This window comes from Pelagibacterium montanilacus (genome assembly GCF_003992665.1).
Classification (GTDB): Bacteria; Pseudomonadota; Alphaproteobacteria; order Rhizobiales; family Devosiaceae; genus Pelagibacterium; species Pelagibacterium montanilacus.
Genome location: NZ_RZMX01000047.1, coordinates 39701 through 50549 on the forward strand (window position 1 = coordinate 39701; position 10849 = coordinate 50549).

At 64.3% G+C, this 10849-nt stretch carries 11 protein-coding genes; 4 read left to right on the top strand and 7 right to left on the bottom strand.

Annotated elements, in window-relative coordinates; all coding sequences use genetic code 11:
• Nucleotides 1-94 precede the first annotated feature (94 nt).
• Both EO136_RS13420 and EO136_RS13425 read right to left on the bottom strand, forming a co-directional pair.
• Nucleotides 95-532, bottom strand: a complete 438-nt coding sequence (locus tag EO136_RS13420; RefSeq protein ID WP_127144921.1) for a hypothetical protein — start codon at nt 530-532, stop codon at nt 95-97.
• A 15-nt stretch (nt 533-547) separates the two neighbouring features.
• Nucleotides 548-1390: a hypothetical protein gene (locus EO136_RS13425; protein ID WP_127144922.1), complete on the bottom strand. Its 843-nt coding sequence runs from the start codon at nt 1388-1390 to the stop codon at nt 548-550.
• A gap of 119 nt (nt 1391-1509) precedes the next feature.
• Between EO136_RS13425 and EO136_RS13430 the strand changes: the two genes are divergently transcribed.
• Complete coding sequence (locus EO136_RS13430; RefSeq protein WP_127144923.1) at nt 1510-2328, top strand: transporter substrate-binding domain-containing protein; 819 nt, start codon at nt 1510-1512, stop codon at nt 2326-2328.
• Between the two features lie 15 nt (nt 2329-2343).
• Here the strand turns inward: EO136_RS13430 and EO136_RS13435 are convergent, their stop codons facing one another.
• Nucleotides 2344-2748, bottom strand: a complete 405-nt coding sequence (locus tag EO136_RS13435; protein WP_127144924.1) for a tellurite resistance TerB family protein — start codon at nt 2746-2748, stop codon at nt 2344-2346.
• Nucleotides 2749-2911: 163 nt separating this feature from the next.
• Here EO136_RS13435 and EO136_RS13440 point away from each other — a divergent pair, with 163 nt between their 5' ends.
• Together EO136_RS13440 and EO136_RS13445 are read left to right on the top strand one after the other, a co-directional pair.
• Entirely contained in the window at nt 2912-4537 is a 1626-nt protein-coding gene (locus tag EO136_RS13440; protein WP_127144925.1) for a lysine--tRNA ligase, read from the top strand.
• 199 nt (nt 4538-4736) lie between these two features.
• A complete protein-coding gene (locus EO136_RS13445; protein ID WP_127144926.1) occupies nt 4737-5003 on the top strand; it encodes a hypothetical protein in 267 nt (88 codons plus the stop codon).
• A 28-nt stretch (nt 5004-5031) separates the two neighbouring features.
• Here EO136_RS13445 and EO136_RS13450 read toward each other — a convergent pair whose 3' ends face one another.
• The 4 genes from EO136_RS13450 to EO136_RS13465 all read right to left on the bottom strand — a co-directional run bounded on the left by EO136_RS13450 (nt 5032) and on the right by EO136_RS13465 (nt 9433).
• Complete coding sequence (locus tag EO136_RS13450) at nt 5032-6237, bottom strand: GNAT family N-acetyltransferase (protein ID WP_164730600.1); 1206 nt, start codon at nt 6235-6237, stop codon at nt 5032-5034.
• A gap of 299 nt (nt 6238-6536) precedes the next feature.
• Complete coding sequence (locus EO136_RS13455) at nt 6537-6971, bottom strand: FKBP-type peptidyl-prolyl cis-trans isomerase (protein ID WP_127144928.1); 435 nt, start codon at nt 6969-6971, stop codon at nt 6537-6539.
• A 198-nt stretch (nt 6972-7169) separates the two neighbouring features.
• Complete coding sequence (locus tag EO136_RS13460) at nt 7170-8504, bottom strand: surface lipoprotein assembly modifier (RefSeq protein WP_127144929.1); 1335 nt, start codon at nt 8502-8504, stop codon at nt 7170-7172.
• A gap of 2 nt (nt 8505-8506) precedes the next feature.
• Nucleotides 8507-9433 (bottom strand): transferrin-binding protein-like solute binding protein, encoded by a 927-nt coding sequence (locus tag EO136_RS13465; RefSeq protein WP_127144930.1) that lies wholly within the window; start codon nt 9431-9433, stop codon nt 8507-8509.
• A gap of 310 nt (nt 9434-9743) precedes the next feature.
• Between EO136_RS13465 and EO136_RS13470 the strand changes: the two genes are divergently transcribed.
• A partial coding sequence (locus tag EO136_RS13470; RefSeq protein WP_164730601.1) for a helix-turn-helix transcriptional regulator occupies nt 9744-10849 on the top strand: 1106 nt, incomplete at its 3' end.

A 10849-nucleotide genomic window follows, 5' to 3' on the forward strand; every position in this document is an offset into this window, starting at 1 on the left:
ACGCATATCGCTGGCAAGCGATATGCGCGAGTCGGCAGGATAACTCAAAACTAGAAAAATATTCCTGGCTACGTCATACCCCGTATGCTTGCAATTAATTGCAACCTCCCAGCCCCCACACCACAGCAGCCCCCCGTTTGCCGTGCCTGACAACCCCTGTCCTGCGCTTCTCCGCCATCCTCATGGCGTTGACGATGCGTAGCTGTATGGAATTGCGCAGGAGCCTGTCGTCGGCATCAAGTCCCTTCGCTGCGATCACGTAGGCAGCAAGCTCTCTCGTGTCCTTGGGGCCATCGGAGAGGGCTTCGCGGCATAGAGCGCCTAGCTCGCGCCCCTTGAACAATCTGCCAAGGTTGAAATGCAGCGGGAATTGCTCACCGGCTGCTGGTGCGTTGAACAGCGTTATGCTGGCGTTGATGTGCGACAGGTCGGCTTTGGCGCGGGCCAGAGCCTTTTCCAGCTTGCCTATATGGCGCTCCAGTTCGGATGCCTTGGTGCGCAGGGTGTTGATAACTTGGGGATCGTTTGTCATGGCGTGACAATAGCATCACGAGCAGTTACAAACAGCCATATCCTTGGTGCGTTTGATACATAAGGCCGGATAATCGAGCCTGCGCATCGCGCGAGCGATCTGGGGGACCATGTTGGCCTCGTCGCGCAGCGGAATCATCACCGAATAGACCGGCAGGTCCGCATCCGCGAGGACTTGAGCCGGGGCCAGCGGGCGCACGAATTGCGAGCGGATCAGCGCCCAGATCCGGAAGGCCGAAGGCGCCGCGAGGATCGCGGTCACGGCGGGCAGAAGCAGGGCCTGCAGCCAGAGCGGGGAAAGAAACACGATTGCGAGAACGAGCCCGATGGCGCCCACAAGGGTCGCGCGGGCGCCGAGCGTGAGTTCCAGATGTGCGGTCAGAAGCGGCACGGTCCGCGCCAGCCTGTGAACGCCCTGCTCGAGCATGGCTTCGCTGTTGGCCGCAGCCAGCCCGGCGCTGAGGGCCGAGGGCGTTGCGATGCAGGTCATGGCGCCAAGCTCTCGCCGCGCGGCGAAGCGTTGGGCGAGCGCTCTCACCTGCGCCAGACCGGGCGCGGTCACGACCACTTCGATTCCAGCCATATCCATGCGCGCGGTCTGCACGCCGCCCAGCAGTTCGGCAGGCCGGCCCACGGCCAGTGCCTTTATGTCCCGGAGCGGGGCCTCCCCATAGGCGCAGCCCAGGTAATGGGCGATCCCGCGATGGACGCGTTCAGCGCCAAGGCGATGCGAAAGGCTGGTTATGGGATCGACCCCGATCCGCCGGGCCCGATCGAGCACGGCCTGCGCGTCGGCAGCGCTCAGCCGGCCGTGGCCGGTCAGCGCACGCAAAAGAGCTATATCGTCGGCATCCCCCATGTGCCTCCAGCGCGCCGTGCGCGTCCCACCTCGCGGCCCCAGGGCGCCGAGCCTATCAATTGTCCGGCTCTTGGGCCATAAGGACCTCACCATCGAGTGCTGACTGTGGATATCGTGCGATGACTCTGGCGCTTCGTTTGCTGCTGATCGTCTGCGCGGGGCTTTCTCCCGCGCTGGCTGCGGCACAGGCCCTGCCCACCCATGTCGACCCCTCCGGGCGCGAGGAGATCTTCGATCCCGCCTCGGTGCCGGCCCTGCGGTTCCTGACCACGGCCGATTTCCCGCCCTTCAACTATCTGGACGCCGAAGGCGAGCTGGTGGGCTACAATATCGACCTGGCCAATGCGATCTGCCAGCGGCTATCTGCGCGCTGCACCATCCAGAGCTGGAGCTGGGACCAGGTCCAGGATGCGCTCGCCGACAATCAGGGAGACGCGCTGATCGCGGGACTTGCCATGACCGGGCAGGCCGGCGAACGGTTCGATTTCTCGCGCGTATATCTGCAACTGCCCGCGCGGTTTGTGACCCGGACCGAGGAGGCCACCGAGCCGTTCGATCCCGCGCAGACCGACGGCCCGATCGGAGTGCGGCGCGCCTCGGTGCACGATACGCTGATCACCCGCATCCTGCCCGCAGCCGAGCTCGAGCGGTTCGAAAGCGAATTCGCGGCCCTAGATGCGCTCGCTTCCGGAGACGTCGATGCTGTCTTTGCCGACGGCATGCGCGCGAGCTTCTGGCTCAACGAGAACCCCGATTGCTGCGCCTTTGCGGGCGAGCCCTATTTCCGGCCCGACCTTTTTGGCTCAGGGCTCTCGATCGCCGTGCCCGCAGGGCTCGACAATGTGCGCCGCGCGCTCGACTGGGCGCTCGAGCGGCTGGCGCGCGAGGGGCGCATGGACGAGCTTTACCTGCGGTGGTTCCCCGTCGGGTTTTACTGAGCGATCAATGGGAAATCAGAGCCTGCGGTGCCGGATACGCGCGGAGGTTTCGATGGCCGCCGTGGTCAGCCGGTCGATCGAGAAGGCGTCGCGAAGCATCTCGAGCAGGCGCAATTCTTCCTGGTTGAGCTTGAGATCGACCGTCGCGATCTCGACCGCCAGCGCGTAGGCGGTTTCCTGCAGCCGGGGCTCGAGCGCGCCGGCCACTTCATCGAGCAGGGCATCGAGCCCGCCCTTGTTGAGCGCATCCACGCATTCGCTGGCCACCAGCGGCAGCCGCTCGAGATCGAAGCTCTCAAAGATCGGCCACCGGCCGACCAGCGCGGCGAACCGGTCGATCTCGCGATCGGTCACCTCCTTGTCGGATGCAGCGGCGACGACCATCACATGGACAAGGGCATCGGTGGGAGACAGCGTCATTGGCAAATTCCTGGCAAAGGTTCGGCGCCAGCCTAGAAAGTCGCGCTGCAACGCGCAACAACCCTGTCGTCGCAGGGGATGGCTGCCAGCATTGACCTTTTCGCATCGATGGTGCAACACCTGCCCACCATATCCCCCTTGGACATAACCGTATCGCAAAAGGATGGGCCCCTTGTCCCGCACCCTGCCCGCACTCGATCCAGCAGCCGTCGCCGCTGCGCCCGATGCCCGCGCCTGGCCATTCGAAGAGGCGCGCAAGGTCGTTGCGAGGGTCGAGAAAACAGGCCAGCAGAGCGTGGTGTTCGAGACCGGATACGGCCCCTCGGGCCTTCCCCATATCGGCACCTTCGGGGAAGTCATGCGCACCACCATGGTGCGCACCGCGTTCCGCCTTTTGACCGAAGACCGCTATCCCACCAGCCTCATCTCGTTTTCCGACGACATGGACGGGCTGCGCAAGGTGCCCACCAACGTGCCCATGCAGGAAGAACTGGCCAAGGCGATCGGCCTGCCGGTCTCGCGGGTACCCAATCCCTTCGGCAGTGCCCATGCGAGCTTTGCGGCGCACAACAATGCCCGGCTTAGGGCGTTCCTGGACGATTTCGGCTTTGATTACGACTTCGCTTCGTCCTCGGACTATTACAGCTCGGGCCGGTTCGACGCGGCGCTGTTGCGCATGCTCGAGGTCTATGACGATGTCATGGAGATCATCCTGCCCACCTTGGGCGAGGAGCGGCGCGCGACCTATTCCCCCTTCCTGCCGATCTGCCCGCGCACCGGCAAGGTGCTGCAGGTCCCGCTCATCGAACGCGACATTGCATCGGGCCGGATCGCGTATCTCGATCCCGAAACCGGCGAGCGGATCGAGACCACGGTCACCGGCGGGAACGTCAAGTGCCAGTGGAAGGCCGACTGGGCCCTGCGCTGGTATGCGCTTGGGGTCGACTACGAAATGGCGGGCAAGGACCTCATCGATTCCGTCAAGCTCTCGAGCCGGATCGTCAAGGCGCTCGGCGGCAACCCGCCCGAGGGGTTCAACTACGAGCTGTTCCTGGACAAGGAAGGCGCCAAGATCTCCAAGTCCAAGGGCAACGGGATTTCCATTGAGGAATGGCTGACCTATGCCAATCCCGAAAGCCTGTCGCTGTTCATGTTCCAGAAGCCGCGGGCGGCCAAGCGCCTGCATTTCGACGTCATCCCCAAGGCGGTGGACGAGTATTACGCCTTTGCGGCCGCAGCCCAGGACCAGGACGCCGCAGCGCTTCTGGAGAACCCGGCCTTCCACATCCATTCGGCACGGCCCGCGGCCTATGATCTGCCGATCTCCTTCGCGTTGCTTTTGAACCTCGTCTCCGCCGCCAACGCCGAGGATGCGTCCGTCCTTTGGGGCTTTATCGAGCGCTACGTGCCCGGGGCGACGCCTCAAACCCACCCCGAACTGGCTCGGCTCGTGGGCTTCGCAATCCGGTACTTTGCCGATTTCGTCAAGCCCACCAAGGTTTTCCGGGCGCCCGAGCCCATGGAGGCTGATGCATTGCGCGCGCTCGATGAGGCGCTGGCGCCCCATTCGGGGTCCACCGATGCCGAGGCGCTCCAGACCATCGTTTACGAGGTCGGCAAGAGCTTTGCGTTCCCCAATCTGCGCGACTGGTTCAAGGCGCTCTATCAGGTGCTGCTGGGCCAGGACCAGGGGCCGCGCTTCGGCTCGTTCATTGCGCTTTACGGCGTGGACGAAACACGCGCGCTCATCGCTCAGGGCCTTTCCGGCGCGCTGGCAGCACCGCGATAGATCGGCGCGAATTGCGCTTGACGCGACGGCCCTGAAATGAGGTGATCGGCGTGCACCGGTCCGCCGGACCCGGCCCGGCTTCGATATATGCGGGGAGAAGCCGTCCTTCCGGCCGTGCGGGCATCCAAGGTATCCCCGCCCATGAGGCGCCCGGGACGGGTTTCGTGCGCATGAAACGGTTCCGGCTGAGCGTAGCCATGTGAGCAAATTGCCATTCACGGCCCTCGTGGCGCTGGCAGTGGCCGGGGTTCTGGCCGGCTTTGCCTTTGCCGTGATCGGCGCCTCTGCGGTGATCGGTTTCCCTCTGGCCGTCGCCGTGCCGATCTATGTTGCCGGCGTGGTGAGCATGCTGGCGCTGACGGCAGGAGCGCGGGCGCGCCCCGGCGACCTCTGGACGCTGCGGCTGGCCGCCCCGCTCGGTGGCGCCGTCGCGGTCTGGGTGATCCTGACGGTGATCGGCCTCTGACCCATCACGCCGCGTTCGGATGCACGCTTTAGCGCGACCGACCCGCCAGCGCACGCAGACGGGTCCGGACCGCGAGCAGGCCCCGCGTCGCGCGCCAAAGACGGGCATTGCCCTTTATGGTGCGCTTGGCGGCGCGCAGTGCGGAGACCGTGGGCGCGAGAACGCGGCCGCGTGCCGAGACCGGCAGCACGATATCGTGGGTCCCTACCGCCTCGGTCCAGTCGGTCTTGTAGTCGAAATCGCCCAGCCCCATGTCCACGCACTCCACGCCATCTGCGCGCAACTCGTCCATCAGAAGCGACATCAGCACGCCCATGAGCGAATATTTCGCCGCATCCCCTTCGGCGGTGGAATTGATGTACTGGGAGTAGTGTGTCGGGGTGCGCACGCCCACCGATGTGGCCAGAACCGTGTCTCCGCCGTAAAGGGCGTGGAGCGTGACCACGGCATCCTTGCCCCCAAGCGCCTCGAGCGCCCCCCCGCGCAGGAGTCTGTCGAAATGGGGCCGGGCAAAAATGTTCTCGACCCCCATCTTATGAAATCGCTTCGCCCTCTGGTCGGAGAATCTGCGGTAGATTTCTTCGACATCGTCCGGGGTCCTCGCCCGGCACAGGCTGAGCATACCGAACCTCTCCTCGAGCCGGCGCTGGGAGCGGCGGATATTGGTGCGGCGTTTGTGGGGCAACTCCCGCTCGATGAAGGGGCCGTCCGAGGTTTCAAAGCAGCGCACATAGAGCGAATTGGGCGCGTCGGTGTGGGGCAGCGCCATCAGCGGATTGGCATGGCCTTCCCAGACCGCGGCCACGTGGTGAAACCTGAGCATGTCGGCATGCCGGCCATGGGCAGCAAGCGCCCGTGTCGCTTCGGCCATCGCGGCGGGCGTGATGCACGCGGCATGGGCCGGATCATAGATCAACCCGTCTCCATTGCTGACCGACCAGCCCACAACGCGGGCTACGCGCCCGCCGAACGCCCTTCCGATCTGCAAAGGCAGAATGGCGATGGGGCGCCCGGCTGTGCTCATGACGAGAAAGGCCAGCGTTTCACCCTTGGCCAGACCGGCATCGACGCACGCAGCGATCCAGTCGAACCGCTGATAGGGCGTCATGACCGCACGGGATTCCAGCTCGCGCCAGATCGGCTCGACCGCTCCGAGCGTGTCGTAGATCACCCACTTGGCCGTCGCGGCCCCTGCAACCGCCACCCGAGGCGCAAAGCCAGGACTCGATGCCATGGTCAAGGTCATTGATGTGTTCCCGATGCCAGCAATTCACAAAAAATGGGCCCCGCACTGCCAGTCTGGCATCGATGACCCTCACGAAAACCAAATGGCAGCCAAAAAAGTCGCGCCAGCCCACGGCCTTTTTCAAAATGGGTTAATCACTGGTGCATGCGATGCATATGGGACCCTGAAGGCCGTGACGCGCTCCAGCGCCCCCCTTGGGGCGTTCTGCCCGAAAAAAAGCGCCACGGACCCCGTCAGGGGCTCCGCAGCGCCTCGCATCTTGATACCGATCCTATGTTAACGGATCGTCAGGCCTGCACGACCTCGACGAGTTCGACGTCAAAGACCAGATCCTTGCCCGCAAGGGGGTGGTTGGCGTCGACGGTGACGTTCTCTTCGTCGATGCCCACGACCGTCAGCGTCATGGCACGGCCATCGCCGCCCGTTGCCTGCAGGCGCGCGCCCGGGCTCAGATCGACCCCTTCGGGGATCCGGTCGCGGGGCACGGACTGAACGCCTTCGGGCCGGTGCTGGCCGTAGGCGTCATCTGCGGGAATGGTCACCGTGGCGCTGTCGCCTTCGGCCATGCCCTGAACCTGATTGTCGAGGCCGGGGATGATCTGGCCCGATCCGAGCGTGAACTCGAGGGGATCGCGCCCCGAGGACGTGTCGAACTGGGTGCCGTCGGTCAGCCTGCCCGTATAGTGAATACGCACAGTATCCCCTTGCTTTGCCTGGGTCATGCTGTGTCCTTTTCTCTGGAGTTTTCCTTGTGACCGCCGCGGCCCGCTCCTTCGGTGGCACGGCCTTCCATTTCTGGACCGATCACAACTCATGGATCGCGCACGATAACGAACTGGTCCGGCACACGATCCTCGTGCCCTTAATCTAGGGACTCGTTCGCCGATGTAAACCGCGCGGGGCCGAAAAGATGTGCCGAGTCAGAAACGCCTGGTGAAGGTCAGGCCCAGATCATGGCTGGAGCGCTCGTAGAGCCCGACATTGGAGGTGGTGTGGCGAAAGTCGTAACTCACACGCGGCACCAGATCGCCAAGCGTCAGTCCCCGCAGCGTCGCGCCGGCCCCGAGCGCGAAAGTGTGGTCCTCGCGCGGCGTGCCCATGAGGGGGAAATTGCCATCATAGGCGCGGCGCTCATAGCTCGCCCGGCCATGGAGCACCAGATCGGGGGAAACGAGATAATCCGCCGATATCCTGGGGCTGATGCTCGCATACGAGGTGAAATCGCGCGTGGTGCGCACCAGATCCACCGAAGCGCCCACCGAGACCGACACGCGCGCGTCCAGAATCCTGCGATAATCGACCGACGCCCGAGCCTCCCAGCCGTCATAGGCTATGGCGGTGTCGTGACGACGATCCATCCACGATGCCCTGGCGCTCCACGCACCCCCCGGGCCCATGCGCTGGCTGGCCGAAACATAGGGCCCCACGCCGGTGGAATAGCCTTCCCATCCCGAAAAGGCCCGCTCGCCGGCCAGCCCCACGGCAAAGGTCCAGTCGGCGATCTCGCGGGCGATTTCGGCGTGACCGCGCAGGTTGAGCTGATCGTAATGGGACTGGATGTAGCTCTGGCCGGACAGGGACACGCCCAGATTGGCAACGAGACGAGGCGCAAGATCGTGCCTGTAGGTGCCCGAGACCCCATAGGATAGCCCGAGCCCGCTCTGCGCGCTGTTCTCGGTCTGGAACGGGATGCCGGCAATGATGACGGTCTCGCCAGGCGTGCCGTTGTTGATGTTGCTGCTCGGGGCGAGCCCGAACGAAGCATCGAACGTCCAGGGCCGGCGGGCCCTGATCGCGTCGATGAAGCGGTCATAGACCGCGCGCAGGCGCTCGGACTGGACCGTGGCCTTGAGAATCTCGAAATGATGATGGGCGCGCTCGTCGTCGCCGGCCAGGAAAAGCGTATGAGCCAATTCGTGGCGGATGCGCACATGGTGCGGATAGAGGTCGAGCAGGGCCGACATGCGCCGCGCGGCCAGATCAAACCGCCGCTCGCGCTTGTCGATCAACGCCGCGATCATCGCGAGATTGGTCGCCCGGGCGGTCTCGTTGCCCGCGACCTCTTCTGCAACCGCCTGGGCGGCGCCATACTGACCCGCATTGATGTGGGCCAGTATGGCATCGAATTCGGACTGCGCCCGGACGGGCAGGGCTCCGGCCATGACCAGCGCCCAGAGCCCGATCACCGCCGCAACGAGACGGGAGCGCAAGCGCCCCCGCCTGTTGATCGTACGGTCGACTTCCTGCGTGGCCACGGTCAGGGATCGTTCCTGTCGGCCTGGAAGCCACCGATAACCGAGCTGGTGCCATCGGTGGCAAACAATGCCCCCGCGGTTTCCGCGGCATCCAACCCGTAGAACGCACCCTCAAAGCTCCCCGAACCCTCACCACCAATGGTCACGTTGGTGCCGGCGTATGTCCGTTTGTCTTGGCTCATCGTGCCTTCGAACGCGACATCGTCTATATTCTGCCCCTTCACAATTCCCTGCTCCTGAGCATCCCAGTAATAGGTCTCGATATTTGTGAGGCTGCCGGTCACGCCGCCAGAACCAAAGTCGGCGACGATTTCTATGCTGGCGGGCGTACTGCCGGTCTCTGTCCCGTTGGTGCCGTAACCCTGGAAGGAGCCTGCGTATGTCGCTTGGTCATCCTGCGGGACCGTATGCTCGCCTGTGTAAACAGGACTGGCCCCATAGAGCGCGTAGACATCGATCGCTGTGCCTGCATCGCCGGGGAAAATGTCGCCCTCTTCCTCACGGTACAGTTCCACGACCCCGGCGAAGGATGCATTTGCCTCATCGAACAGCGCCGTCACGGTTCCAAAGTTCTCATCGCCCTGCAGACCGGTTTGACCGTCGAGTCCGGCGGTGACCTTGCCGTTGTTCCCGTCAATACCTTCAAAGATGATCGTCCGGCCATCGAGACCGCCATCAGAGAAAGCCATGGTCACGGTGTCATTCTCGTCATCCAGAGATATCGTCGCAGAACTCCCGGCCCCGGCCACGAACTCCACGTTCGAGCCATCCGACGTCCCCGTCGCTGCCAGTCCGCCGGCCTGCGCGACGGGAGGCTCCTCGTCTCCCCCGCCGCTTCCCGTGCCCGTGGTGGCGCAGCCCGACAGCATCAGCGCCGCCAATCCCGCACCCGCCAGCAATCGCGCGCGCGCCTGTCCAAATCCCATCATCTCTTGCCCTCTTTCATTTGATCCCTGTGGCCATGCCCCGACTCACCGGCCTTCGCCGAACCTTGCCCGGAGGGGCGCCCGTAAACATCAAGACGTCAGGAAGTCTCGAAAACAATCACCCGAACGGGTGAACCGATTTCCTGAGTCTTCACCGAACTTCCTCCTTCTCTCCATTTTCACGATCACGGTTTCCTCCCCAGTTAAATAGAAGATTTACCATTTTGATTGTCGCATCGACTATCCCGGGCCATATTGGCATGGCCAGTCTCGGGACAAAGACCGGGAAACGGCATTGCAGGGGGAGGGGCGCATGCTTCCAGACAAGGTCCAGTCCGCGCTCGACGCCATTTACATGGCCGGGTACGACCGCAGCCGCTGGGAGAGCGCGCTCGAAACCTTCTGCGCCTCCATCGGTGCACGGGCCGGCATCACGGTGCCAAGGGTCGCCGCAGAGGATACGATCCACCTGCCGTTTTCGGCCGACCTGCACGAGTTCGCCAGCAGGTTCGTCGCCGAGGGCTGGTACATGCGCGACTACCGTGCCGATCGGGGATGGGGCCTGACCGATCAGGGCCAGAACATCGTCCTCGAGCAGGACATCGTCGTGCCCGGCGAGCATGAACGCCTTCCCATGCAGAATGATCTTTGCAGGCACTACGATCTGAAATGGTGGGCCGGCATCACCTTCGACACCGCCGACAGGACCTTCGTGTTGTCGGTTTTCCGGGGGGAGAGCGGGGTGATGTTTTCTGAGGATGACCGGGCGCTGTTCGGGCACCTGGCGCCCCATCTTTCGCGCGCGGTCACCATCGCGGAGCGGCTCGGCTCCTCGCACGGGCGGGTCAGCTTCGAAACGCTGGAGGCCCTGGGAGAGGCGGCGATCTTTCTCGATGGAGGCGGCCGGGTGATCGAGATGACCGGGCGCGCCGAGGCGCTTATGGGATCTGGCCTCTCGGTGCTCGATCGCCGGCTGGTCGCCACCCGGCCACAGATCCAAACCGCTCTCACCGAACTGATTGCCCGGGCTCTGGCCGAAGGCCCGCAGTCGGGCGCACCGCTCCGCATTCCGCGCAAGGGCAAGCGGCCCCTGCTCGTCGATATGCTGCCCGTGCCCGGCGAGTTCGATCGCCCGCTTCTGTTCGCCCGGCTGATCGTGCTGGTCATCGATCTCGACGACAGGCCGCTGCCGGCCCGCGATGTGCTCGCGGCAATATTCGGCCTGAGCCCGCGCGAGGCTCAACTGGGCCTCGATCTGGCCTCGGGCATGACCCTTACGGAATCGGCAGAGCGGCACGGGGTCTCGAGCGAGACCGTGCGCACCCAGCTCAAGGCCCTGTTCTACAAGACCGGCACCCACCGCCAGAGCGAGTTGATCTCGCTTCTGCACACCGTCGCCCGGCGCTACCGGTCGCAACC

Coding starts and splice junctions, on each gene's coding strand:
- EO136_RS13420 (WP_127144921.1), bottom strand. CDS start 532: ATGACAAACGATCCCCAAGTTATCAACACCCTGCGCACCAAGGCATCC.
- EO136_RS13425 (WP_127144922.1), bottom strand. CDS start 1,390: ATGGGGGATGCCGACGATATAGCTCTTTTGCGTGCGCTGACCGGCCAC.
- EO136_RS13430 (WP_127144923.1), top strand. CDS start 1,510: ATGACTCTGGCGCTTCGTTTGCTGCTGATCGTCTGCGCGGGGCTTTCT.
- EO136_RS13435 (WP_127144924.1), bottom strand. CDS start 2,748: ATGACGCTGTCTCCCACCGATGCCCTTGTCCATGTGATGGTCGTCGCC.
- EO136_RS13440 (WP_127144925.1), top strand. CDS start 2,912: ATGGGCCCCTTGTCCCGCACCCTGCCCGCACTCGATCCAGCAGCCGTC.
- EO136_RS13450 (WP_164730600.1), bottom strand. CDS start 6,237: ATGGCATCGAGTCCTGGCTTTGCGCCTCGGGTGGCGGTTGCAGGGGCC.
- EO136_RS13455 (WP_127144928.1), bottom strand. CDS start 6,971: ATGACCCAGGCAAAGCAAGGGGATACTGTGCGTATTCACTATACGGGC.
- EO136_RS13465 (WP_127144930.1), bottom strand. CDS start 9,433: ATGATGGGATTTGGACAGGCGCGCGCGCGATTGCTGGCGGGTGCGGGA.